This window comes from Streptomyces sp. NPDC034085 (assembly GCF_055575555.1).
This window is the reverse complement of sequence record NZ_JBVISL010000002.1, coordinates 445,496-469,500: the sequence shown is the minus strand read 5'-3', so window position 1 is coordinate 469,500 and position 24,005 is coordinate 445,496. Positions and strand designations below refer to the sequence as shown.

General features: G+C 71.8%; 28 protein-coding genes. 10 read left to right on the top strand and 18 right to left on the bottom strand.

From position 1 onward, the window contains the following. Positions 1-68: 68 nt before the first annotated feature. Positions 69-473: a nuclear transport factor 2 family protein gene (locus tag ACZ501_RS07425; protein WP_362455393.1), complete on the bottom strand. Its 405-nt coding sequence runs from the start codon at positions 471-473 to the stop codon at positions 69-71. 98 nt (positions 474-571) lie between these two features. Between ACZ501_RS07425 and ACZ501_RS07420 the strand changes: the two genes are divergently transcribed. Further along, complete coding sequence (locus tag ACZ501_RS07420; RefSeq protein WP_361598084.1) at positions 572-1,108, top strand: TetR/AcrR family transcriptional regulator; 537 nt, start codon at positions 572-574, stop codon at positions 1,106-1,108. A 76-nt stretch (positions 1,109-1,184) separates the two neighbouring features. Here the strand turns inward: ACZ501_RS07420 and ACZ501_RS07415 are convergent, their stop codons facing one another. Beyond that, positions 1,185-1,583 carry a hypothetical protein gene (locus ACZ501_RS07415; protein WP_361598081.1) on the bottom strand — a complete coding sequence of 133 codons (399 nt, stop codon included), beginning with the start codon at positions 1,581-1,583 and terminating at the stop codon, positions 1,185-1,187. 226 nt (positions 1,584-1,809) lie between these two features. Here ACZ501_RS07415 and ACZ501_RS07410 point away from each other — a divergent pair, with 226 nt between their 5' ends. The 4 genes from ACZ501_RS07410 to ACZ501_RS07395 are packed head-to-tail and all read left to right on the top strand — an operon-like array spanning position 1,810 to position 4,617. Continuing rightward, complete coding sequence (locus ACZ501_RS07410) at positions 1,810-2,220, top strand: hypothetical protein (protein ID WP_468793228.1); 411 nt, start codon at positions 1,810-1,812, stop codon at positions 2,218-2,220. An 8-nt stretch (positions 2,221-2,228) separates the two neighbouring features. Beyond that, entirely contained in the window at positions 2,229-3,551 is a 1,323-nt protein-coding gene (locus ACZ501_RS07405) for a hypothetical protein (RefSeq protein ID WP_468793227.1), read from the top strand. A gap of 38 nt (positions 3,552-3,589) precedes the next feature. Beyond that, entirely contained in the window at positions 3,590-4,096 is a 507-nt protein-coding gene (locus ACZ501_RS07400; RefSeq protein WP_468793225.1) for a hypothetical protein, read from the top strand. Positions 4,097-4,098: 2 nt separating this feature from the next. Further along, positions 4,099-4,617, top strand: coding sequence for a hypothetical protein (locus tag ACZ501_RS07395; RefSeq protein WP_468793223.1), 519 nt, complete (start codon positions 4,099-4,101; stop codon positions 4,615-4,617). A gap of 48 nt (positions 4,618-4,665) precedes the next feature. Here the strand turns inward: ACZ501_RS07395 and ACZ501_RS07390 are convergent, their stop codons facing one another. Next, positions 4,666-5,241, bottom strand: coding sequence for a hypothetical protein (locus tag ACZ501_RS07390; protein ID WP_468793221.1), 576 nt, complete (start codon positions 5,239-5,241; stop codon positions 4,666-4,668). 151 nt (positions 5,242-5,392) lie between these two features. On the opposite strand from ACZ501_RS07390, the gene ACZ501_RS07385 reads away from it, so the two are divergent. Further along, positions 5,393-7,222, top strand: a complete 1,830-nt coding sequence (locus tag ACZ501_RS07385; RefSeq protein WP_468793219.1) for a polymorphic toxin-type HINT domain-containing protein — start codon at positions 5,393-5,395, stop codon at positions 7,220-7,222. Continuing rightward, positions 7,219-7,626, top strand: a complete 408-nt coding sequence (locus ACZ501_RS07380) for a DUF6188 family protein (RefSeq protein WP_468793218.1) — start codon at positions 7,219-7,221, stop codon at positions 7,624-7,626. Before ACZ501_RS07385 ends, ACZ501_RS07380 begins: the two co-directional genes overlap by 4 nt. 52 nt (positions 7,627-7,678) lie before the next feature. Here the strand turns inward: ACZ501_RS07380 and ACZ501_RS07375 are convergent, their stop codons facing one another. The 14 genes from ACZ501_RS07375 to ACZ501_RS07310 form a co-directional block, all read right to left on the bottom strand. Next, on the bottom strand, positions 7,679-8,317 hold the full coding sequence (locus tag ACZ501_RS07375; protein WP_468793216.1) for an OmpA family protein: 639 nt from the start codon (positions 8,315-8,317) through the stop codon (positions 7,679-7,681). Positions 8,318-8,321: 4 nt separating this feature from the next. After that, complete coding sequence (locus ACZ501_RS07370; RefSeq protein ID WP_468793213.1) at positions 8,322-8,909, bottom strand: hypothetical protein; 588 nt, start codon at positions 8,907-8,909, stop codon at positions 8,322-8,324. 29 nt (positions 8,910-8,938) lie between these two features. Beyond that, on the bottom strand, positions 8,939-9,586 hold the full coding sequence (locus ACZ501_RS07365) for a pilus assembly protein TadG-related protein (RefSeq protein ID WP_468793210.1): 648 nt from the start codon (positions 9,584-9,586) through the stop codon (positions 8,939-8,941). Next, entirely contained in the window at positions 9,583-9,783 is a 201-nt protein-coding gene (locus ACZ501_RS07360; RefSeq protein ID WP_468793209.1) for a hypothetical protein, read from the bottom strand. The genes ACZ501_RS07365 and ACZ501_RS07360 overlap by 4 nt, the downstream gene beginning before the upstream one ends. 110 nt (positions 9,784-9,893) lie before the next feature. Beyond that, positions 9,894-10,580 carry a response regulator gene (locus ACZ501_RS07355; protein WP_468793207.1) on the bottom strand — a complete coding sequence of 229 codons (687 nt, stop codon included), beginning with the start codon at positions 10,578-10,580 and terminating at the stop codon, positions 9,894-9,896. Continuing rightward, positions 10,577-11,656 (bottom strand): sensor histidine kinase, encoded by a 1,080-nt coding sequence (locus tag ACZ501_RS07350; protein ID WP_362455379.1) that lies wholly within the window; start codon positions 11,654-11,656, stop codon positions 10,577-10,579. Before ACZ501_RS07350 ends, ACZ501_RS07355 begins: the two co-directional genes overlap by 4 nt. Before the next feature lie 3 nt (positions 11,657-11,659). Beyond that, the gene (locus ACZ501_RS07345; RefSeq protein WP_361598042.1) at positions 11,660-12,562 is read right to left on the bottom strand and encodes a DUF5936 domain-containing protein; all 903 of its coding nucleotides are present in this window, start codon (positions 12,560-12,562) and stop codon (positions 11,660-11,662) included. Positions 12,563-12,578: 16 nt separating this feature from the next. Further along, entirely contained in the window at positions 12,579-13,517 is a 939-nt protein-coding gene (locus ACZ501_RS07340) for a type II secretion system F family protein (RefSeq protein WP_361598039.1), read from the bottom strand. Then, on the bottom strand, positions 13,514-14,857 hold the full coding sequence (locus ACZ501_RS07335) for a CpaF family protein (RefSeq protein ID WP_468793205.1): 1,344 nt from the start codon (positions 14,855-14,857) through the stop codon (positions 13,514-13,516). The genes ACZ501_RS07340 and ACZ501_RS07335 overlap by 4 nt, the downstream gene beginning before the upstream one ends. Next, positions 14,854-15,222, bottom strand: a complete 369-nt coding sequence (locus ACZ501_RS07330; RefSeq protein ID WP_468793204.1) for a TadE/TadG family type IV pilus assembly protein — start codon at positions 15,220-15,222, stop codon at positions 14,854-14,856. Before ACZ501_RS07330 ends, ACZ501_RS07335 begins: the two co-directional genes overlap by 4 nt. Before the next feature lies 1 nt (position 15,223). Beyond that, complete coding sequence (locus tag ACZ501_RS07325) at positions 15,224-15,598, bottom strand: TadE/TadG family type IV pilus assembly protein (protein ID WP_361598030.1); 375 nt, start codon at positions 15,596-15,598, stop codon at positions 15,224-15,226. 3 nt (positions 15,599-15,601) lie between these two features. Beyond that, positions 15,602-16,882: a CpaE/TadZ family protein gene (locus ACZ501_RS07320; RefSeq protein ID WP_362455373.1), complete on the bottom strand. Its 1,281-nt coding sequence runs from the start codon at positions 16,880-16,882 to the stop codon at positions 15,602-15,604. A gap of 7 nt (positions 16,883-16,889) precedes the next feature. Next, positions 16,890-17,591 carry a Flp pilus assembly protein CpaB gene (cpaB, locus tag ACZ501_RS07315; protein WP_361598024.1) on the bottom strand — a complete coding sequence of 234 codons (702 nt, stop codon included), beginning with the start codon at positions 17,589-17,591 and terminating at the stop codon, positions 16,890-16,892. Positions 17,592-17,630: 39 nt separating this feature from the next. Next, positions 17,631-18,503: a hypothetical protein gene (locus ACZ501_RS07310; RefSeq protein ID WP_468793202.1), complete on the bottom strand. Its 873-nt coding sequence runs from the start codon at positions 18,501-18,503 to the stop codon at positions 17,631-17,633. A 370-nt stretch (positions 18,504-18,873) separates the two neighbouring features. Here ACZ501_RS07310 and ACZ501_RS07305 point away from each other — a divergent pair, with 370 nt between their 5' ends. Continuing rightward, positions 18,874-20,571 carry a chitinase gene (locus tag ACZ501_RS07305; RefSeq protein WP_468793200.1) on the top strand — a complete coding sequence of 566 codons (1,698 nt, stop codon included), beginning with the start codon at positions 18,874-18,876 and terminating at the stop codon, positions 20,569-20,571. 126 nt (positions 20,572-20,697) lie between these two features. Continuing rightward, positions 20,698-22,035: a M14 family metallopeptidase gene (locus ACZ501_RS07300; protein WP_361598015.1), complete on the top strand. Its 1,338-nt coding sequence runs from the start codon at positions 20,698-20,700 to the stop codon at positions 22,033-22,035. A 64-nt stretch (positions 22,036-22,099) separates the two neighbouring features. Here the strand turns inward: ACZ501_RS07300 and ACZ501_RS07295 are convergent, their stop codons facing one another. Further along, positions 22,100-22,510, bottom strand: a complete 411-nt coding sequence (locus ACZ501_RS07295) for a RidA family protein (protein WP_468793199.1) — start codon at positions 22,508-22,510, stop codon at positions 22,100-22,102. A 213-nt stretch (positions 22,511-22,723) separates the two neighbouring features. On the opposite strand from ACZ501_RS07295, the gene ACZ501_RS07290 reads away from it, so the two are divergent. Next, a complete protein-coding gene (locus ACZ501_RS07290) occupies positions 22,724-24,004 on the top strand; it encodes an alanine racemase (RefSeq protein WP_468793197.1) in 1,281 nt (426 codons plus the stop codon). The last annotated feature ends 1 nt before the right edge of the window (position 24,005 follow it).

Genomic DNA, 24,005 nt, shown 5'->3' with positions numbered 1-24,005 from the left:
CCGCCCGACGCGTACGCCACGCCACGCTACCGAAACCGGTCAGGAGGGCACAGAACAGACACGGCGCCTCAGTCGCGCAGACGCCGTTCGGACTCCGCGATGGGGACGTCGTTGATGCTGGCCTCGCGGCGGCGCATCAGGCCGTCGTCGTCGAACTCCCACTGCTCGTTGCCGTGGCTGCGCCACCACTGGCCGGCCGCGTCGTGCCACTCGTACGTGAAGCGGACGGAGATGCGGTTGCCGGTGTACGCCCACAGCTCCTTGCGCAGGCGGTAGTCGAGCTCGCGCTCCCACTTCTCGGCGAGGAAGGCGCGGATCTCGGCGCGGCCGGTCAGGAAGCGGTCGCGGTTGCGCCAGACGGAGTCCTGCGCGTAGGCGAGGGCGACCCGTTCGGGGTCGCGGGTGTTCCAGGCGTCCTCGGCGGCCTGCACCTTGGCGCGGGCGGTCTCCTCGGTGAACGGGGGGGTGAGCATGGGTGGTTCCTCTCGCGTCACGGCTGGGAGAACGATCGTTCCCCACCGTAGAGAACGAGCGTTCTCGCCGCAAGGCGTTCTGAACTACCCTTCACCCCATGGACGATGACGAGGCACGGACCCGGCTGCTCGACGCGGCGGAGGCGCTGTTCTACGCCGAGGGCATCCAGGCCGTCGGCATGGACCGCGTGCGCGAGCGGTCGGGCGTACCGCTGAAGCGGCTCTACCGGGTCTTCCCGTCGAAGGAGGCCCTGGTCGCCGCCTGCCTGGAGCGGCGCGACGCCCGCTGGACCGGCGGCCTGCGGGAGGCGGTGGCCGGGTCCGCGGAGCCGGTGGCGGCCGTCTTCGACTGGCTGGCGCGGTGGTTCTCGGAGCCGGACTTCCGCGGCTGCGCCTTCCTCAACGCGTACGGGGAGCTCGGCGCGGGCCCCGCCGCCGTACTGGACGTCGTACGGCGCCACAAGGCCGGGCTGCGGTCCCTGCTGGGTGGCCTGACCGACTCCCCCGCCCTCGCGGACCAGCTGCTGATCCTGGTCGAGGGCGCCACGGTGGTGGCCGCCCTGGACCCGGGCCCGGAACCGGCCCTGCGGGCCCGCGAGGCGGCACTGCGCCTGCTGGAGCCGGCGGGGGGCTGAGGCGGGGGCGCGAGGCCCCGGGGCGGGGCCGAGGCGTCGGGAGCCGTACGGACGCCGGCTCAGGCCCGGGGGCCGGTCACCACCGGAAGAGCACTCCGCGCCAGGTCCATCCCGCGCCGAGGACCGCGTCCCGCAGGGGATCCCTCATGTCCCGCGAGTCGTAGCGGGACGTCTCGACCAGGCGCCGACGACCGTCGGGCCCCTTCTGGAACTCCCACGTCCGGGAGACCCTGGCCCCGCCGCCCCGTGCGTACTGCCGGCCGGAGTGCTCGTGCGAGAGCTCGCCCCACTGCTCCTGGAGCGTGTGTACCTCGCGGCTCGCGGGGACCAGCCGCAGCCGGATCGCGACGGTCAGGTCGGGCTCGGTGATCCGGCGCTCCGCCACCAGGTCGGCCTTCTCCTTCGGGAGGGCGTGGCGCACGCGGAACGGCGCATCCGGTCCGTTGAGGGCCAGCAGCGCTTCCCGGAGCTCCATGGTGTGCAAGGTCCTGCCGACCCCGGCGGGATACCTGGTGCCGGTCACCCTGTCCCAGAGCCGCCCCATCGTCAGACCTCCGCTCCGGCGTCCGGGCGCGCTGTGCGCACGACGTCCCAACCTACGCGCGGACACCGGGCAGATTGTCATGACCCGGTAACGGCTCTTGGCCGGGCGGAAGTTGCCGTGCATATGATCAGACCCTTCCGACGGGGGAGTTCAGGACATGGCAGAGGACACCGCCCAGGGCCTGGTCGGCATGCGGCTCAACCACGTACCGCCGGAACCGTCATCCGGGCCCGGCGGCCTCGGCGGCTCCGGCGACTTCGCCTCGACACCGGCCGAGAAGAAGGCGGCGGCCAACACCATCGAGACCGAGCTGGAACCGAACACCAAGAAGGCCGCGGAGCACGCGGACGAGGCCACCGGCACCGCCCGGAAGGGCTTCGAGGGCTGGGAGACGGCCGCCGGCCTGAAGACGGTGGCGGACACCTGGGACCAGCAGGTCAAGACCCTGATGGGCCGTCTGTCGGCGGAGAAGACCTCCCTGCGCGGGGCCTCCGGCCTCTTCGTGCGCAACGACGTCGGCACCGGTGACCAGTTCCTCGCCTCGCGTTCGAAGCTGAACGGCCTGTAGGGGGAGCCGTGGCACTGAACTACTACGAGGTCATGACCACGGACCTCGGCCTGCTGACCACGGCCGCGGGCAAGTGGGAGGCCATGGCGGGCGAGCTGAAGAAGGTCGAGACCCGCTACGGCGACACCGTCCAGAAGATCACCACGGGCCAGGACTGGCAGGGCCTCAGCGCCGGAACCGCCCACACCGCCTTCGCGGCGACCCGCTACGAGTACACAGCCGCGCAGATCCAGGCCAAGGCGATAGCCGGCCTGCTGCGCGAGGCACACGAGAAGTTCACCGACCTCAAGAAGAAGCTCGAAAGCGCGCGGGCCGACGCGGTCGCCGCCGGCATGACCGTCTCCGAGCAGGGCCGCGTCGCGTTCGACCACGCCCGCCTCACCCCCGCCGAGCGGAGCGCCTACCACCACGACCCCGACGGCCAGAAGACGATCGCCGAGGCCGTCACGAAGTGGCAGCAGCACCTCGACGACCGGGTGAAGGCCGTCACCGAACTCGACCAGGGCGTCAAGAACGCCCTCCAGGGCGCGGTCGTCGACAGCAACAAGGACGCCTTCGGCAAGGGCGCGGACCAGACGCTGACGGGATTCAACGCGGGGGCCCGGGGCGAGCTGGCCAAGGCGCCGAAGCCGGACGAGTCCGCGGTGACGACGAAGCCGGACGGCGCCGAGTTCACCGGCCCCGACGCCGGCTTCAGCGTCAGCGGCACGAAGTACGGCAAGGAGGGCTCGGTCAAGGCGTACGCCGAACTCTTCCACTTCACCGCGAAGGGCGAGTCCACCAAGGGCGGGGTGAACTGGTCCGGGATCGACGACTGGTCCCTGGGGGCCCGGGCCAGTGCGAACTACGGTGCCACCAACAGCGGCATCACGGGCAAGGCCGAGGTGTCGGCGGGCCTGCGCGGCTTGCTGGAGGGCCGCGCCCAGAAGGGCTACGGCGAGGTGTACGGGCGAGGCGAGGTCTTCGTCGGCGGTGAGGCCTCGGCCAGCCTGGGCGTGGGCAAGGACGGGTTCAACGCCGGGGCGAAGGCGTTCGCCGGGGAGAAGGTCGGCGCGGCCGGCGGTGCCGAGCTCGCCGGGCTCGGCGCCGGCGGGACCGCCGAAGCCTGGTACGGCGCGGGCGCCGAGGCCAAGGCGACCTTCGGCAAGGGCGACGACGGCAAGTGGCACGTCGGCGGCGAGGTGGGGCTCGCCCTCGGTATCGGCGGATCGGTGGGCGCGGAGTTCACGGTCGACACGGACAAGGTGGGCGAGGCCTTCGACGACGCGGCCGACGCGGTCGGTGACTTCACCGGGGGCGTCAAGAACACGGTCGGCGGCTGGCTCGACTGATGTACGTTTCCGAGGTTGCCGAGCAAGGAGGGCCCGAGATGCCCGCGACACTGCCCGTCCCGATCGAGTTCCGGCTCCCGCAGGGGTGGCAGGCGGCCCCGCCGGACGAGGTCGGCGCCCCGGACGTGGCGTTCGTGGCGCTGCGTCCGCAACCGGACGCGCCGGACGCCGGGTTCACGGCGAACATCACGGTCGACGGTGAGTTCCTGGCCGACGGGGTGACGCTGGAGGAACTGGCCGACGCCTCGGTGGCGCGGGTGGAATCCGGCGCCGAGGCGGTGCGGCTGGCCGGTCGCCGCGAGATCGGCTCGCCGCAGGCACCGGGCCTCACCCAGCGGCTGGACGTGACGGCCTTCACCGGCGGCGCCCTGCGCGAGCTGGTCCAGCTCCAGGTCTACATGACCATCCAGGACATCGCCGATCCCCACAAGCGTGCGGTGATCCGCCTCGTCCTGACCGCCACCGCCGCACAGCACGACGGCGTACTGGGGGACTTCCAGGAGTTCCTCCGCACGGTGCGCCCCGACACGCGCCCGGTGTCCTGACGGTGGGCCTCTGGGACAGGTTGACGGGCACCCGGCATCCGGACCCCGGCGCCGAACCGCTGTCCTCGCCGGAGGTCCGGGAGGCCCTCCGCTCCGTGGGGGGCGCGGACAAGCCGTACGTCGTACGCACCGCCCGCCCGGCGGAGAAGGCGGACCTGGTGGCGGAGTGGCGGGTGCTGGAGCCGGCCTGGCGGGCCTTCTTCCTCCCGACCCGGGTGCAACGGACCCTGAAGATCCGCATGCGTCTGGTCGCCGAGGAGTACGAGGTGCGGGCGCTCGACGAGCAGCTGGAGATCGAGTGGGTCGGTGACACTCCGACCCTGGCCGTGCCGGCCTCGACCGAGTTCAGGCGCGGGCAGACCCGCACGGTCTCGAAGCGGTGGACGGTCGAACGGGGCCCCGGCGGGCGCCCCCGCCTGTCACCCGACCGGGTCCTCGACACGGCCGACCTGAAGGACCCCCTGCGCAAGGCGGTCCTCGGCGCGGGCTGGACCTGGCGCGGCGTGCTGTTCCGGCTCTGACGCCGGCCGCCGTTCCGCCGCCCGCCGGCCCCGGCCGGGCCGGTCGCGTCAGCGGCAGTCGACCTCGTGCAGGGCGGGCTGTACGGGGTCCCCCTCGCGGCCGTGCAGGGTCAGGGCGCCGTCGTCCGGGCCCCACCTCAGCTCGTACTGGCCTGCCGCGACGGGGCGGATGCCGTCGTCGGTCATCCACGAGCTGCTCCTGAACGCCAGGCCCATGCCCTTGGCCGCGTACAGGTCGCCGCTGCCCCCCATGAGGAACGCGGTCTCGCGCACCACGGCCCGGCAGCCGTCCGGTCCCGCCGGCTCCAGCACCCGGTACTCCGCCCACAGATCCCCGAGCCCGCCGAACGCGGTGCCGGCGAGGGCCGCCAGGGCGGACAGCGCGAGCACCGCCCACTGCCATCCCGCGCGGTCGGGCGCGGGGCGTCGCCGGAACAACACCCGGACCGCGGCGGCGGCCGGCAGCAGCAGGAACCCGGCGACCACCCAGTGCGGCAGCACCCACCCGGGGACGACCAGGATCAGGTCGGTCCAGCCCACGACGGCGGCGAGCGCCGCGCACAGGACGGCACACAGATACGGCAGGTCCACCGCGCTCCGCCGTCGATCCGTGTCGCTCACCATCCGCCCAGGGTAAGGGGATTGCTGCAAATGATCATGACCTGGGGTAACGCCCTACGGTGGGCCCCGACCACGCGCACCACGCGCGAGCAACACCGGCGGCCTTAGCCGCCACGGGGAAACGCGGCCCTGCGGGCCGCGTCGTAAGGAACGCATGTTTCAGCAGGTCAGACAGAAAATCGTCGTACTCCTCACCGTCCTGTGCCTGACGGTCGGGGCGGGGGCCGGTACGGCAGCGGCCGCCGAGCCGCCCGAGCGCGAGCCCACGCTCCTGGAGATGGCCGCCAAGGTCTCGAAGTACGCGAACTGCCGGTCGCTGCCGCTGCTCCAGCGGCCGCAGTGCGCCAAGGACTTCGCCCTCAAGTCCCTCAAGCTCAGCCTTGCCGTGGGCGCCTACCTCTACGTCTCGCAACCGGCGATGAAGGACGGAGGGGCGGCCTTCACCGAGGTGAACAAGGAGCTGGGCACGCTCGCCGGCCAGCTCCAGCCGCTCCTGACGCAGGCCGGGCACGAGACGGACCCCGCGCGGCGCAGGGAGATCTACAAGCAGCTCGCCAAGACGTACAAGGCGGCCCGGCCCCACCTGGAGAAGTTCCGCGGCCAGCTGTTCAAGGCCTCGGAGCTCGCCGACGCGATCGGTGAGCCGTCCGCCGAGTTCACGACCCTCCTCTCCGTCTACCTGGGGGACTACTTCCCGGAGCGGAAGCCGGTCGAGCCGGCGCCCGACGGTCCGAGCATCTTCGACGCGCTCGACGAGCTCAAGGGCATCGGCAAGGACATCGACAAGATCATCGCGGGCCTCGACCAGATGAACGAGGCCCTCGACGAGATGAACGCCGTCATGGTCGACGTCAACGACAGCATCGACGGAATCAACAAGGGCCTCGACCAGGCCAACCGGGGCATGGACCAGCTCAACAAGGGCGTGGCCCAGATGAACGAGGGCCTGGGCCAGGTGAACACGGCCGTGACCGGGTTCAACAAGGTCGCCGACGGCATCCTCTCGGTACCGGACTTCAAGTTCGACTTCTCCCACGTCAACGAGGCGATCGGCGCGAACATGGTGCCGGCCGAGGTGCAGGCCGCCCAGGACCGCAAGATGAGCCTCCTGCTCGACATGCTCCCCGGCGTCGGCGACGCCAAGGGCGTCGTCGAGGCCATCCGGGGCAAGGACCTGGCCACCAACGAGGAACTGAGCGTCACGGACCGCGCGCTGGGCGCCCTCGTCGTGCTGCGCTGGGTCAGGACCGGCGGCAAGTTGACCGCCGAGGCCATCCGCGCCGCCCGCAAGGGCGAGAAGGTCGCCGGGTGCTTCAACAGCTTCCCGGCCGGTACGCCGGTGCTGACGGGTGACGGGACCACCCGGCCCATCGAGCAGATCGAGGTCGGCGACACGGTCCTCGCCACCGACCCCGAAACGGGCACCACCGGCCCGCGCCGGGTCGACGCCACGATCCACACCCCCGACGACCGTGACTTCACCGGCATCACCGTCCGCCAGGACGCCGCCCGGGGCTCCCTCACGGCCACCGACCACCACCCGTTCTGGTCGGAGAGCCGCAAGCAGTGGACGGACGCGGCCGATCTCAACTCGGGCGACACCCTCCGCACGCCGGACGGCACGACTGTCGAGATCGACCAGGTCGTCCACTGGAAGGAACTCCAGGGCGCCTACAACCTCACGGTCAACGACCTCCACACCTACTACGTCCTCGCCGGCGCCACGCCCGTCCTGGTCCACAATGCCAACGGACTGTGCAGCAGGCCGGGTGCCATCGCCCAGGCGACCGGGTACTCCGTGAAGCAGGTCAAGGACGCGATCCACAAGGTCAAGGCCCAGGGAGGGTGGCGCGGCATCGGCGGGAACAAGAACCCCGACATGCTCGTCGACCCCAGGACCGGCGAGGTCTACCCCCAGATGCCCGACGGCAGTCCCGGTGAGAGCATCGGGAACATCTTCGAGTACCTGCGGGGCAGAGAGTGATCCAAGAGCTTGACGACCGCTGGATCCTCGGACTGAGGGGCAGCCGCGTCGTGGCCGTCGGCCGTGCGCAGGACGGACCGGAGCTGGTGGTGACGCTCGCCGACGGCACGGTACTCGCCGTCTCCGGGCCGGTGCTGCTGACCGACGGGCCGTGCTCGGCCCCCGGGGCGGCGGCGCTTCCCGTCGAGGAGTCGGACCGGCTCGTCGGGGCCACCGTCCTGTCGGCGGTCGCCTTCCGGTCAGGTCTTCTGCGGTTCGTGTTCAGTACGGGCCACCACCTGAACGTCCGCGGAGCGGAGCCCGGGGTCACGGCGCGCGTGCGGCAGCCGGAGGTGTTCTCCTGGCGGTGCCGCCGGGGGGTCGCCACCATGGAGGTCCCGGGGCCGGAAGGGGCCGGGCACTAGCCCACGGGAGCCGGGCCGCCGGTCGTGCACGCCACGCCCGGCGACCCGGCCGCTAGCCGGACGCGCCGCGGGGGAAGGTGATCTCCACGCGGCGGTTCTTCTTGCGGCCCTCTTCGGTGCCGTTGTCGGCGATCGGGTAGTCCTCGCTGTAGCCGCGGACGTCGTAGGTGACACCGGGGCTGGTGACGGTCTTGGCCAGCTCGGCCTGGACGGCGTCGGCACGCTGCTTGGAAAGCTCCTTGCCGTGCTCGTAGCTGCCCTGGTCGTCGGTGAAACCGAAGACGCGGATGCGGGTGGCCTTCTGGGTGTTGATCTCCTGGGCGATGGCCTGGATGCGGGAGGCGGCCTGGGCGTTGAAGACGGCGCTGTTCTCGGGGAAGAGGACCTCGGACTGCAGGGCCATCATGACGTTCTGGTTGGTCTCCTGACGCCGCTGCTCACCACCGAGGTCTTCGACGACCTCGGCGATGTCGAGCACCTTGATGGGTGCGAGGGTGCCGCCCTGGGGGATCTTGAGGCCGGGGGCGTTGGGATCGACCTGCACGGGCGCGGCGGCGGAGGGCTCCGTGCCGGGGGGTACGGAGGGCTTGGGGTCATCGGCGTGGGCGCTCGTCGCGCCGACGAGATGGGCGCCGGCGATGACGAGGCCGACGACGGCTGTAGCTGCGGCTACGCGGTGGCGTTTGGTCATGGGGTCACCCGGAGAGTTTGACGGTGGCCGTGGCGAAGGTGGGCATGTTGAAGTCGACTTGGTTCGTGCTGGTAGGCGGCACGGGGAACTGGGCGAAGAACGGCACTGTCTGACCGGCCTCGATGAGAGTCAGGCCCGTCGTACAAAGACACCTGCCATCCGTGTCCCGCAATACGTAGTAGCGCTTCTTGCCCGCCTTGTCGACGAGTGTTACACCCGCGACGGAGGACCCGCTGCTGTTGAGTTCGTTGCCCCGCCACGCAGCGGTACTACCGAATGCCTGAGTACCGGTGTTCTTGAACTGCCCGCTGATCGTGAGGAAGCCGCCTGCATCGCGCACGGCGGAATTGATGGTGAGAGTCATACCTTGCTCACCGTTGACCGTGGCAAGCACCTCCGTCGGAGCAGGCTGGGGCGCACCGTTCGGGGCCTGCGATTTCGGCGTTTCTCCCTGCGCCTGCGCCGACGACGGATCCTGGGAACCCTTGGGCTTCTCGTCTCCTCCGCCGCAACCCGCCACCGTGATCGCCAGAACGGCCGCAGCCACGGCAGTCGCTCCCCCGCGAACCTTCACCGAGTGCCGAGTGCTCATCTACGCAGATTCCTTTTCTCGTGTACGTGTCAATCGACCAGTCGAACCGTGAAGAGCGTCCTCGCCAGCTTGTTCAGCGGGCCGGGATCGGCCAGATCCAAAGCGAGCGACTCCCCGCCACAGACGAATGTGACGCTTCCTGGCCCCGGTGTGGAGCTCGGGCTTGGCATCGGCGTCGGGCTCGGGGGCGGCACGGGTGACGAGGGAACCGGTGCGGATTCCAGTGAGCAACGGGGCTTGATACGAGCCTTGGCCGTGGCCTTTGCGTGGACGCTCTCAGTACCTGGCACCACCGACTTTCCGACGGTCCCCTTGGTTGTCACCGTGACCGTGACCACTGGGATGGCCACCTCACACTCCACAGTGGCGTCGTTCAGAGCGGCGAACTCATCTGCCCTGGCGCAGGCTCCTTTGCCTGCGAGAAGGCCTCCGTCCACAAGCTTGACCCAATCCGCGGGCTTGAGCCTGAGCAAATCGAGCCCCGAAAAGGCATTGTCCCTAGCCTCACCCGCGGCTGCGAGGGCAGCCGCATCGGCAGCCCCTTGCGCATTGCTTCGCGTCACCCCTGCCTGACCCACGACAAAGAAGGCCAGGGCAGCGAATAGCAGACCTGCCAGCACGACGATATAGACAGGGAATGCCTGCCCCCGCTCGTCCCGCAGCCCCTTCAGCCTCACTTCCCTGCGGTAATACTTGCGACCGCAGTGGTGATCTTGTTCGTGATGGCCTGCCCGATACCCGTGCCCACGATCGCGCCGATGATCACCACGACCACCAGGATGATCCCCAGGTACTCGAACGCCGTCTGTCCACGATCCCTCGCGCCCTTGTCCGCGTACCGCTTCCGCATCCTCGCCAGGGTGTTCTGCAACATGGGGGTTCCCTCCCGGGCCGGTGCCGCTGTTGATGGGCGGAATGTACGCGGAGTGACGAGCGATAACCAAGGGTCCCGGGGCCCAAATACGGACCCATTGCGTACTCCGTCTACCCATGACCGGTCACTCCTGGACGGGCGGTTCCCAGCCAGCGGGCTATCGCCTCGCTGCGGGTGGTGCTCTGGAGCTTCGCGAAGATGCGGTTGATGTGGTTCTTGACCGTCTTCTCGCTGATGAAGCAGGCGCCGGCGATCTGCTGGTTGTTCATGCCGGACGCGATCAGGTCCATGATCTCCACCTCTCGCGAACTGAGCCCGAACACAACGGAGTTGTGCATGCGCTCCGTCGACTGTCCCACAGAACGTTGCGTTTGCGAAGAGGACCGGAGTTCTGCCAGGACCGCCGTCGCCGCCGTCGGGGTGAAGTGGGCGCGGCCGTCGCGGACGTCGTGGACCGCGCGGATCAGTTCCTCCGCGGTGAACTCGCCGTGGACGAGGTAGCCGCCCGCCCCCAGGAGCAGGGCCTCGCGGACGGAATCGGCCTCCTGGCTGTACGTCAGCATCAGGACCGGCGCCCGGCACACCAGGTGCGGCAGGGCCGAGATGCCGTCCACCCCCGGCATCCGTACGTCCAGCAGGATCACGTCCGGGGCGTGCAGCCGCGTCAGGTGCAGGGCCTCCCGGCCGTCGCGGGCCTCCGCGACCACCCGGAGGCCCTCGGCCGTGGCCAGCAGGGTGCGCAGGCCCGCCCGGACGACCGGGTTGTCGTCGGCGATCAGGATGTCGATCGGGGTCATCGGATCCCCTCCAGCGGGAGCGAGAGACGGACACGGGTGCCCGGGCGGCCGGCCGGGCGGGGGCCCAGCGAGAGGGCGGCTCCGATCGCCGCCGCGCGTTCCGTCATGCCGAGCACGCCGAAGTGGGCCCCCGAGGGCGGCTGCGGCGGCAGGCCGCGGCCGTCGTCCTCCACCGACAGGGTGAGGTGCGTGCCGGTCACCGACACCGTCAGCAGGGTTTCCGTGGCCTCCGCGTGGCGGCGTACGTTCTCCACCGCCTCCGCGGCCACCGACAGGATGTGCCCGGCCACCCTCGGGGGGAGCGCGGGCAGCGCCCCCGTCACCCGGACCTCCGCGTCCAGGGCGCGCAGGGCCGGCAGCAGCGGGACCTCCACGGCCCGCAGGTCCGTCAGCAGGGCCCGCGACTCGGAGGCCGCGCGGCGGGCCGCCGCGGCCACCAGTGCGGCCTGCTCCCTGAGGACGGCGGGGTCCGAGGTGCGGGACAGCGCGTCAGCGGTCAGCGCGAGGCCGTGCAGGGTCTTCGACACCGAGTCGTGCATCTCCCGCGCCATCCGCTCCCGCTCCTCCCGGACCGCTTCCGCCGCCGCCAGCCGCGCCCGGGTCTCGGACAAGCGGAAGAGGAAGTCGCGCACGGAGGAGCCGGCCGCCCCCGCCAGGACGCAGAGGAGGGACAGGACCAGGCCGCCGCCGAGGGCCGCCACCACCACCGTCTGCGCCGCCGCGAACAGCGCCGAGCCGCGCCAGCCGTACACCAGTCCCGCCAGGAGCGGGGTGCCCAGGGCCACCAGCCCCAGCGGGGACGAGGGCGTGGCGGTGACCAGCAGCAGCGCGCCCACCGCCATGTCGGCGGCCAGCAGCCACCGGTGGCGCAGCAGCAGCGGCCCGAAGCGCTCCCAGTCGCGGAACAGGAGGTAGGAGAGCATGAAGGTGCCGAGGACGGCCCCGCCGACCAGGTACGTCGGGATGCCGGGCGCCGTCCGCCCCAGGGCCGGCGGTGCGCCCAGGGGGATCATGACCAGCCGTACCGCGAACACCTGGCGGCACAGGGCCTGGAGGGCGTTGGCTTCCAGGCGCATGGCTCAGCCGCCCCCCAACAGCGCGCCGAAGTCGACGTTCGCGCCGTAGACGAAGCCGCAGACGAGGAGGATCAGCGTCCCCGGCAGCATGAACATCGTCACCGCGAAGGTGGCCTTCGGGACGGCGCGGGCGGCGCGCCGGCGGGCGTTCTGGGCGTCCGTGCGCCGCATGTCCTCGGCGATGGCGATGAGGGTGTCCACGATGGGGGAGCCCAGCTCCTCGCCCTGCTGGAGGGCGGTCACGAACTGGGCGACCTGCTCGCTGTCGTTGCGGCGGCGCAGCTCGTCGAAGGCCTGGCGGCGGCTGACGCCCATGTCCATCTGCTGGAGGGTGATGCGGACCTCGTCCGCCCAGGGCCCCTCGTACTTGCCCGCCACCCGCTCCAGCGCCTGCCGGAAGCCGAGCCCCGCGCTGACGACGACCGCGAGGACGTCGAGGAAGTCGGGCAGGGTCCGCTCGATGTTGTCGCGGCGGATCCGGATCGCCGACCACAGGCCGGCCTCGATCCAGAACAGCCCGAAGGCGATCATGAGGAGGGCGGGGACGAGCTTGTCGTTCATCAGCATGGCCAGGGCGCCGAGGCCGCCGAGGAAGCCGTACACCGCGCGCCGGGCGGCGTACCGGTCGATGGTGAGGCCGGCCGGGTTGCCCGCCATGTCGATCTGGCGGCGCTTGCGGGCCACCTGCTTGGGCCCCATCAGCCGCAGCACCAGCGGCGCCCAGCGGATGCCGAGGCGGTCCACGGCCGAGCCGACGGCCGTCGTACGGGTCGCGCCGACCTCCAGGGCGAGCGCGAGGTCGGTCGGGAGTTTGACGTCGGCGCGGTAGAGCCGGACGCCGTACAGGATCCCGAAGACGGAGAGGGCGGCGGCGAGGGCCAGGAGGAGGGGGAGGTAGGTGTTCATCGCTGCGGCCGGCCCCTCAGACGTCGATCTTCGAGAGGCGGCGGATGAGGATGAACCCGAGCGTGAAGAGGCCGAGCGCGACCAGCACCGCCGTCTGGCCGATCAGGGCCCCGGTCATCCGGTCCAGCGCGCCCGGCATCATCATGTCGACCAGCAGCAGCGAGCCCAGCCCGATGGCCGGGACGAGGTACGCGGTCACGGTGACCTGCGAGAGCTGCGTACGGATCTCCCGGCGCGTCTCCTTGCGCTGTTCCAGGGTGACGGTGAGGTTGCGCAGGCTGCCGACGATGGCGCCGCCCGCCCGCGCCGACAGGACGAGGGTGGAGACGAGGACGACCAGTTCGCGCGACGGGAGCCGCTCCACGATCTCCCCGAGGGCCTCCTCGATGGAGTGGCCGACCGCGAGCCGGTCCGCGACCCGGGAGAGCTCCTCCCCCGCCGGGGCCTCCAGCTCCTCCGCCGCGATCCCGATGGCGGTGCGCAGGGCGAGCCCGGCCTGGGTGGCGTTGGCGAGGATCCGGGCCAGCTCGGGCAGCTGGTTGATGAACCGCTCCGTGCGCCGGGCCCGCTGCCAGTTGAGGAAGGCGTTGGCGGCCCACAGCCCGATCAGGCCCGCGACCGGCCCGAAGAACGGCGCCAGGAGGGAGGCCGCGACGAGCCATGTCCCGGCGACCGCCATCAGCACGTAGACGAGGAACTCGCCCGGGGTCAGGTCCAGGCCGGTCGTCGCGAGCTTCAGCTCGATCCGCCGGCCGAGCCCCGTCCCGCGCAGGCGCCGGTCGACGCCCTGGAAGCGGCGCCGCCGGCCGGCGGGCTCCGCCGCGCCCTCCGCGGAGAGGCGTTCGACGAGGGCGGCGCGCTGGGCGAGCCCGGCCGCGTACGCGTGCACCCCGAGGGACACGAGCAGACCCGCCAGCAGGGTGGCGCCGAGGGTGAGGAGGACGAGGTGGGTCACAGGACGGTCCGGGAGGTCAGCGGGTCGAGGTGGTCCTCCGGGGCGACGCCGAAGGCCTGGGGGATGGGCTGGTTGCTCATGTAGAGGCGCTCCGCGATCCGGCGGGGCAGCGGGGCGTAGGCGAAGTAGCCGTGCACGCGCCCGTCGGCGCCCATGGGCTGGGCGACGTAACGGCAGACGGTGGTGATCCGGAACGGCTCGCGGCCGTGGGAGTCGAGGATGGAGATCTCCGTGATGCGGCGCGAGCCGTCGCCGAAGCGGGTGAGCTGCACGATGACGTTGACGGCGCTGTTGATCTGGTCCTGGAGCGCTTCGAAGGGGATCTCGACCTCCGACATGGAGGCGAGCGTCTGGAGGCGCATCAGGGCGTCCTGCGAGCTGTTGGCGTGGACGGTGGCGAGGGAGCCGTCGTGGCCGGTGGACATCGCCTGGAGCATGTCGAGGGTCTCGCCGCCGCGCACCTCGCCGACGATGATGCGGTCGGGGCGCATGCGCAGGGAGTTGCGTACGAGGTCGCGGATGGTGATCTGTCCCTTGCCCTCCACGTTCGCGGGGCGGGATTCGAGCCGGATGACGTGCGCCTGCTGGAGCTGGAGCTCGGCGGAGTCCTCGATGGTGATGACGCGCTCGCCCTCGGGGATCAGCCCGGAGAGGGCGTTGAGGAGGGTGGTCTTGCCGGTGCCGGTGGCGCCCGAGACGATCAGGTTCATCTTCGCCTGGACCAGCCCGGAGAGCAGGAGCAGCATCTGCTCGTCCAGGGAGCCGAGGGCGATCATCTCGGTCAGGGTGAAGGCGCGCGGGAAGCGGCGGATGGTGAGGGTCGCGCCGGTGAGCGAGAGCGGCGGGATGATGACGTTGACGCGCTCCCCGCTGGGCAGGCGCGCGTCGACCATCGGGTTGGCCTCGTCCACCCGGCGGTTGACGGTGGAGACGATGCGCTCGATGGTCTGCATCAGCTGCTCGTGCGAGGCGAAGCGGATCGGGAGCTGCTCGACGCGGCCGGAGCGCTCGACGAAGATCTGGTCGGGCCCGTTGACCATGATCTCGGAGATGGAGGCGTCCTCGAGGAGCGGTTCGAGCACGCCGAGCCCGAGCGCCTCGTCCACGACGCGGCGGATCAGCTGGGCTCGTTCGGCGGTGGAGAGGACGGGGCCCTCGCGGCTGATGATGTGCCCGAGGACGCGCTCCAGGCGCGCCCGGCGCTCGGCGGGCGCGAGCGCGGACATCTCGGCGAGGTCGATCTCCTCCAGCAGCTTGGCGCGGTAGGAGGAGACCAGCCGGCCGTCCTCGCGGGGGCCGTGGCGGTCGTCGGGGGTGTTGACCCGGGAACGCAGGCTCATGGGCGGTCTCCGTTCGGGTCGTCGTTGGGCATCACGGCGGTGGCCGTTGCGCTGTGGGCGCCGAGTCCGGGGATGATGGAGTTGGCGGTGAGGGTGACGGTCACGCGGACGGCGTCGTCCGAGTTGGACCAGGCGAAGGTGGCCGTCGACGCCAGGCCTCCGCTGATGGCGGCCGTACCGGCCGCCTCGCCGCGGCCCTTGTGGCGGGCCTCCGCGCGGGCCGCGGTACGAGCGGCCGTGCCCGCCTGCTCCTCCGCGTACGCCACCCAGCCCAGCTGGATCCCGCACAGCGCGACGAACAGCAGGATCGGCACGAAGCCGATGTACTCCAGGGCGACCTGGCCCCGGTCGGAGCACCGTTTCATGTCACTCCTCCCGTTCCATCGCGGCTCCGCCCTTACCGGTGATCCCGCCGAAGTTCAGGCCCGGATAGAAGACGGGAATCTTGAGCTTGACCGTCGCCGTGTAGATGTCCCCGGACCGGCCGCAGTCCGCCTCCATGCCCCACGCGCCCCCGATGTGCTCGCCGGCGGCCGCCTCGCAGGACCCGGCGTCCCCGTGGACCGCGCCCGCCCGCGCCGCCTCGTCCGCCGCGTTGCCGGCCAGGGAGAACGCGTAGCCGATCAGCACGCACTCCCACACCGCCGCCACGAGCAGCAGGATCAGCGGCACCATGCCCACGAACTCCAGGGCCACCTGCCCCCGGTCCCGGTCCTCCCGCACGGACCCGCGCGCCGGCACGGCTCAGCCCTCCCGGCCGCGCCGCAGCCGGGCGACCGGGCCGGCCGCCCGGACGGCCAGGGCGGAGCCCGCGCCGGCCCCCGCCCGGCCGGCCGGAACCGGTGCCTTGTCCGGCGCCGACAGCAGGCCCAGCTCGCCGGCCACCGCCCACAGGGCCTGCTTCACCGTGGAGCGGTTGTCGAGGTCCTGCACCCGCCCCGCGTCCACGACGGCCTGGAGTTCCTTGAAGGCGGCGGGGACCGGGGTGCGCACGGCCCGGGTCCTGGTGATCTTCTCGATCAGCGAGGGCTGGATCTCGGTGTGCTTGCTCCAGCGGTTCACCATCACCGCCGTGTCCTCGGCCTTGCGCACCTGGAGCCGCTCCCACATCCGGACCATCCGCTTGGTGGCCCGTACGGAGACCACGTCCGGGGTGGTGACCAGGACGGCCACGTCGGCCTGTTCCACGGCCGCGGCGTTGGCGCCGGTCACCTGGGTGCCGCAGTCGATGACGACCAGCTCGTAGCGGGCGCGCAGGGCTCCGATGACGTGCCGGGCCGCCCGCTCGTCCACCTCCTCGCCCCGCTCCCCCTCCGCCGGGGCCAGCAGCAGCGCGAGGCCGGTGCGGTCCTCGTACACGGCGTCCTGGAGGACCCGGGGCGAGATGTCCTGGATGCCGGCGAGGTCGGCGATGGAGCGGCGGAACTGCACGTCGAGGTAGGAGCCGACGTCCCCGGCCTGGAGGTCGAGGTCCACCAGTGCCGTGCGCCGCCCCGAGGCGGCCGCCGCGAGCGCGAACTGGACGGCGGTGAAGGTGGCGCCGACGCCGCCCTTGGCGCCGGTCACGGTGACGACCCGGCCGCCCGGGCCGGAGAACGCCTGCGCGCCCCCGCCCAGGTGGCGGCGTACGCCGACGGCCCACAGGGCGGCGGCCTGGACGCGGGCGGCGAGCTCCTCGTACGAGAGGGGCAGGCTGATCAGGCCCCGCGCGCCGGAGTCCATCGCGGCGGAGAACAGGCCCGGGCCGGCGTCGGAGGAGAGCAGGACCACGCCCACCGCCGGGAAGCGCAGGGCGACTTCGCGGATGAGCTCCAGGGCGGGGACGGGCCCGATCCGCTCGTGGACCAGGACGACCTCGGGGAGCTCGTCGACGGACTCGGCGGCGAGGCGGCCCAGCACGTCGAGGAGGGAGGTGGAGTCGGGGACGGGAGGGGCGGGCTCGGCGTCCGGCAGCTGGCTGAGCAGGGCCACGATGGAGCGGGCGGCGTCCGGGTCGCCGGCCGCGGGGAGGATTCGAGTGGTCATCCGCGCCTCACTTGTCCCCGTCGAGGGTGTACGTGCGGTCGGCCGGGCCGGGGGCCGAGTCGGTGCCGGGGGCCACCAGGGCCAGCCGGACGTGCTCCGCGAAGGACTCGGCGTAGGCGACGCGCTGGGTGTCCTTCGTGTTCAGGGCGAAGGTGATCGGCACGGCCTCGGCGGGGCCCTTGCGGTCGCTGTCCTTGTCGAGGGCGGTGAGCTTGCCGACCCCCAGGACGCGGGCGTTGGCGACGATGATCACCGAGCGGGAGGGGTCGGTCTCCTTGGCGCCCTTGAAGGTGGCGATGATGTTGACCTTGGCCCCGGAGGTGATCTTGCCGGCCACGCCGGTGGCCGCGTCGATCATGATGGCGATCTCCTGCTCCCCCGCCTGGAGCTGCGGTTTGTCCACGAACATGTCGCTCTGGAGCAGGGAGCCCTTCTTCAGGGTGGTGAGCGCGATCTTGCCCTGGAGCGCGCCGAGGTCGTCGACGGCGGTGTCGGACAGCCACCGCTCGGGGACCTTCACCTCTTCGAACTGGCCGGCCGTGAGCGCGCTGTACGGCGCGATGTCGCCCTTGACGCGGTACGCGACGACCTCGTTCCCGACCTTGGAGTTGACGTCGCCGATCACGACGAGGACCCCGGCGAAGGCGGCGAGGGCGCACAGGACCGACAGGAGCAGCAGGATGACGCCGCGGCGCTGGCGTGAGTTCATGGGCCGTACTACCTCGCCGTTCTTCGTTCGTTCGGGCGGTCAGGATCCGGATCCGGAGCGGGCGGCGGGCACCTCGGGCGGGGGTGCGGCCAGGGGGGCGGCGCAGAAGCCGCAGCGGTCGCCGATGAGCTCGAGGCCGCACCAGCCGCACTGCTCGCGGCGGACCGAGGCGACCAGCTGGTGGAGCACGGAGACGTCGGGGATGGCGGCGGCGAACTCGACGAGCTTGGGGGTGGCCCACCAGCGGGCGGAGTCGGCGGGGAGCGGGTTCTCCATGACGCCCTGCACCTGCCAGGCGGGGGCCAGTTCGGCCGTCACCCAGTCGGAGGCCAGCTGGCCGCGCGCGAACGTCAGGTGCGTGGCGAAGGCGGGCCCGGGCGGCAGCACCCCGGCCGCGCCGGGGTTGCCGAGCCGGGCCAGGTGCGGGGAGGGGTGGGCCAGTACGGCGAACTGGGCGCCGGGCGACCAGGAGCGGGCGTGCGCCTTCAGCCCGACCGGCACCCGGTCGAGCTTGGCGACGCTGCCGAGCAGGGCGCCCGCGTAGACGTAGTGGGACAGCAGCCGGGCGGCGGAGGCGATCACGCCCGGGCTGAAGTCGCAGACGGTGAGCTGGCGCAGCTGACGCACCAGCACGGCGGTGCCCAGCGGCGGGAGGTCGACGTCGAGGAGCGCGATCCGGTCGGTCTCCAGGATGGCCCGCACCGTGCGCAGCCGGCGGACGGTGGCGGGCGGCAGCCAGGGCGGTACGACGGCCACGAGGTGGCCGTGCCGCTCCAGCAGGGCGGCGGTCTCGGCGAGCGAGGCCTCCAGGTCGGCATCGGCCGGCGGGCGCAGTACGGCGGCGCCCGGGGTGTGCCGGTCGGGGGCCGGCAGCACCAGATCGGCACTGGTGACAGCGATGGCGGTCGGCACGCGGATCCCCCCGTTCACCCTCTGCGCGGCGCCCGTCGGCCCGCCGTCGACCGGCCTTCGCGTACGCGCGTATGCTGCGCGACCGCAAACGATCGACGCTCTTCCCCCTTGCCCCAGCACCATATCCGCGTCACCCCTGACAGGGCAGGGGCTTGGAGATTCCCGCTCGGTGAGCACCTGTCACAGGAGGCGGAAAACCCGGACAACAGGGAAGGGCGCTCCGAGCATTTCAAGCCACATTGCAAACACTCTTGACACGGGGATTGGTCTGGACCAACTTGGCTGGCGCCGGCTTTCGGTCCCGGAGACCCCACTCCCCGTCCGCTCCTCCCCCTTCCGCTTCTCCCCTTCCTCCCCCCACGGAGCCCACGTGAACCGCATACGCTCCCTCGCCCTGCTGGGCGCGGCCACCCTCACCGCCGGCGGGCTGACCGCCCTCGCGGCGGGCCCCGCCCAGGCCGCCGACGTCAACGTCGCCCGCAACGGCGGCTTCGAGTCCGGTCTCGCCGACTGGTCCTGCTCGAACGGCAGCGGCGCCTCCGTCTCCTCCCCGGTCCACACGGGGGCGGGCGCCCTGAAGGCGACCCCGGCCGGCTCGGACAACGCCCGGTGCAGCCAGACCGTCACGGTCAAGCCGAATTCCACGTACACGCTCAGCGCCCAGGTGCAGGGCTCGTACGTCTACCTGGGCGCGACCGGCACCGGCACCCAGGACGTCTCCACCTGGACGCCCGGCACGGGCGGCGGCTGGCAGAAGCTGTCGACCACCTTCACCACCGGGCCCGCCACCACCCGGGTCACCGTCCACACCCACGGCTGGTACGGCCAGCCGGCCTACTTCGCCGACGAGTTCAGCGTCTTCGGCCCCGACGGCGGCGGCCCCACCGATCCCGGACCGGGCCTGCCGGGCGCGCCCTCGGGGGCCGCCGTTTCCGGCCAGAGCCAGAGCGGCCTCACCCTTTCGTGGAACGCGGTCGCCGGGGCGGCCGGTTACCACGTCTACCAGGACGGGGTGCGCGTCCAGACGGTGACGGGTGCCACCCGGGCCGCAGTCACCGGACTGGCGGCCGGCACCTCGTACTCCTTCCAGGTGAGCGCGTACAACGCGGCCGGCGAGGGTCCGAAGTCGGCGCCCGTGACCGGTACCACCACCGGGGGCGGCGGCCCGAACCCGAACCCCTCGGTGCCCCGGCACGCGCTGACGGGCTACTGGCAGAACTTCGACAACGGGGCGACCGTCCAGCGGCTCTCCGACGTCTCCGCCCAGTACGACATCATCGCCGTCTCCTTCGCCGACGCCACGGCCACGCCGGGCGCCATCGCCTTCCACCTCGACTCGGCGGGGCTCGGCGGCTACACGGTGGCGCAGTTCAAGGCGGACGTCGCGGCGAAGAAGGCGGCCGGCAAGTCGGTCGTCCTCTCCATCGGCGGCGAGAAGGGCACGATCTCGGTCAATGACTCCGCCTCCGCGGCCAACCTGGCCGACTCCGCCTGGGCGCTGATGCAGGAGTACGGCTTCAGCGGGATCGACATCGACCTGGAGAACGGCCTCAACCCGACGTACATGACGCAGGCCCTGCGCGCGCTGTCGGCGAAGGCGGGCCCCTCCCTGGTCCTGACCATGGCCCCGCAGACCATCGACATGCAGTCCACGCAGGGCGGGTACTTCAAGACCGCGCTGGCCGTGAAGGACATCCTGACGGTCGTGAACATGCAGTACTACAACAGCGGCGCGATGAACGGCTGCGACGGCAAGGTCTACTCCCAGGGCTCGGTCGACTTCCTGACCGCACTGGCCTGCATCCAGCTGGAGGGCGGTCTCGACCCCTCGCAGGTGGGCATCGGGGTGCCGGCCTCGCCGAGCGGCGCGGGCAGCGGCTACGTCTCCCCCACGGTCGTCAACAACGCCCTCGACTGCCTGGCCAGGGGCACGAACTGCGGGTCCTTCAAGCCGTCGAAGACCTACCCGTCGCTGCGCGGGGCGATGACCTGGTCGACCAACTGGGACGCCAAGGCGGGTGGCGCCTGGTCCAACGCGGTGGGTCCCAAGGTCCACGGACTGCCGTAGGCGGTAGAGGTGTGGGGGTGGCTGATTCGGTCCGGTGCGCACACGGGGTCATTGACCGGGACATGCCACGAGAGCACGCTGTGCGCGTCCGCACGGCTACCCCCACACTCCCACCCAGGAGAACGCATGCGGCTCCACCACCGCCGAAGGGCCGCCGTCACCGCGGCCCTGCTGGCGCTCGCGCTCGGCGCACCCGCCTACGGCATGAGCGCGACGGCAGCACCCCCGCCCAGCCCCTCGACCGCCACCCTCGACGAGGCCGTCGTCCAGTACGAGATCCAGGGCCCCTCCACGGCCGCCGAACGCACGGCCCTGCTGCGCACCGGGGTCTCGATCGACGAGGTGGACGCCCGCTCGGTCGTGGTCAGCGCCGACCCCGCGCAGGCCAGGAGTCTGCGCGCGCTGGGCTACACGCTGACCGCCCTGCCCGGGCCGCCGGACCGCAGCGAGCGGGGCGTCGCGGCGGCCCCGATGGACTTCCCCTCGGCCGACTCCCGCTACCACAACTACGCCGAGGCGAACGCGGAGATCGACCAGCGCATCGCCCAGTACCCCGGGATCATGAGCAAGCGGGTCATCGGGAAGTCGTACCAGGGCCGCGACCTCGTGGCGATCAAGATCAGTGACAACGTCGCCACCGACGAGGCCGAGCCCGAGGTGCTGTTCACCGCCCACCAGCACGCGCGCGAGCACCTGACCGTGGAAATGGCCCTGTACCTGCTCAAGGAGTTCGGCTCGAAGTACGGCACCGACTCCCGGGTCACGAACATGATCAACGGCCGGGAGATCTGGATCGTCCCGGACCTCAACCCCGACGGCGGCGAGTACGACATCGCCACCGGCTCCTACCGCTCCTGGCGCAAGAACCGCCAGCCCAACAGCGGCTCCTCGTACGTCGGAACCGACCTCAACCGCAACTGGGACTACAAGTGGGGCTGCTGCGGCGGCTCCAGCAGCAGCAAGGGCTCCGAGACCTACCGCGGGCCGGCGGCGGCCTCCGCACCCGAGGTGAAGGTGGTCTCCGACTTCGTGCGCAGCCGGGTCGTCGGCGGCAAGCAGCAGATCACGGCGGCAATCGACTTCCACACGTACAGCGAGCTGGTGCTCTGGCCCTTCGGCTGGACGTACAACGACACCGCGCCGGGCCTGACGGCCGACGACCTCGCCGCGTACAAGAAGATCGGCACGAGCATGGCGGCCAGCAACGGCTACACGCCCGAGCAGTCGAGCGACCTGTACATCACCGACGGCACGATCGACGACTGGCTGTGGGGCGACCAGAAGATCTTCGCCTACACCTTCGAGATGTACCCCGCGAACGGCGGAGGCGGCTTCTACCCGCCCGACGAGGTCATCGACCGCGAGACGGCGCGCAACCGGGACGCGGTGCTCCAGCTGCTGGAGAACGCGGACTGCATGTACCGCTCGATCGGCAAGGAAGCCCAGTACTGCCCGCCGGCGTAACGGCCGGACGGGCCGGGGCGCCCCACCGCCAGGGGGGCGCCCCTCACCCGCGCCGGCCTCGGGGTCAGGCCAGTACCGCGAGGGCGTCGATCTCGATCAGCAGGCCGGCCGGGAGGCCCACGTACACCGTAGTGCGGGCGGCCGGCGCCTCCTTGAGGCCCTGCTCCTCGAAGTAGGCGTTGTAGATCTCGTTCATCTCGGCGAAGTGGCCGGTGTCGGTCAGGTAGACGCGGATCATCATCACGTCGTCCCAGTCCGCGCCGCCCGCCTCCAGCACGGAGCGGACGTTCTCCAGCGTCTGGAGGGTCTGCTCGCGCAGCGTCGGCCCGGCCGTGGCGGGCGCCTTCCCCTCGACGTGCGGCAGGTAGCCGACCTGACCGGCGACCTGGAGGATGTTGCCCTTGCGGACGCCGTGCGAGAACTTCGCGGGCGGCGCGGGGTGGGAGTCGGGGGTGACGGCGGTCTTCTCGCTCACGGGTGTCCTCCGGGTCGGGGTCGGTCGTGGGGGTGTTCCCCCGGCTGATGGTGTCAGCGGTGCGGGGTGCACGGGGCGTCCGCTCGACCGGTTCCCGAGCACGGCGCCCGTCGGCGCTCCCGGCGGAACCGGGGGAACGTTGACCCTCGTCCCCCCGGGTGTTAGACCACAGGCACCACGCGCAGCACAGCCGCACCACCCCAGGAGGACCCCATGGGCAGCGACGCAGTCCGCCGGCTCGCCGATGACCCCGTCGACCACCGCTTCAAGGGGCTCCCCCCGGACGCCCAGGCGGCGGGCCTCACCGTCGGGGAACTCGCGGCCCAGCGGCGCGACCTCCACACCGGCGGGTTCACCACCCCCCTCCTCACCCTCGACGCGGACGCGCTCGCGCACAACCTCACCGCGCTCGGCACGTACGCCGCCCGCCACGGCCTCGCCTTCGCGCCCCACGGCAAGACCTGCATGGCCCCCCAGCTCTTCGAGCGGCAGCTCGAGCACGGCGCCTGGGGCATCACCGCCGCCGTGCCCCACCAGGCGCGGGTCTACCGGGCCTTCGGGATCCCGCGCATCTTCCTCGCCAACGAGCTCGTCGACCCCGCCGCCCTGCGCTGGGTCGCCGCCGAGCTCGCCGCCGACCCCGGCTTCCGGTTCGTCTGCTACGTCGACTCCGTGCGCGGGGTCGCCCTCATGGACCGGGCCCTGCGGGGGCAGGGCGCCGTCCTGGACGTGGTCGTCGAGCTCGGCGGCGGCGAAGGGGGCCGCACCGGGGCGCGTACCGACGAGGACTGCCGGGCGGTGGCCGACGCCGTCGCCGCCACCGCCACCCTGCGCCTCGTCGGCGTCGCCGGCTACGAGGCCGAGGTCCCCGGGGCCGACTCCGAGCGCGTGCACGCCTGGCTGCGCCGGCTCACCGGCCTCGCCGTCGAGTTCGACAAGGCCGGGCGGTTCGGCCCCGACGTCGAGGAGATCGTCGTCAGCGCCGGCGGATCGGCCTGGTTCGACGCCGTCGCCGACGTGTTCGGGGAGCTGCCCGAGCTGTCCCGGCCCACGCTGCGGCTGCTGCGCTCCGGCGCGTACGTCTCCCACGACCACGGCTGGTACGGCCGCCTCACCCCCTTCAACCGGGTCCCCGAGGAGGGAGGGCTGCGCCCCGCCTTCCGGCTGTGGACGCAGGTCGTCTCCCGCCCCTCCCCCACCCAGGCCTTCGTCAACGCCGGCAAGCGCGACGTCGCCTACGACCTCGGCCTCCCGGAGGCCGAGCTGGTCCGCGACGCCCTCGACGGCACCGAGCGGCCCGCCACCGGGATCCGGGTGGTCAAGCTGTCCGACCAGCACGCCTGGCTGGAGACGGACTCCGCCGAGGACGTGCAGGTCGGCGACTGGGTCGCGCTCGGCATGTCGCACCCCTGCACCATCTTCGAGAAGTGGCCGCTGATCCCGGTCGTGGAGGCCGACGGCACGGTCGGCGACTACGTCCGGACGTTCTTCTAGC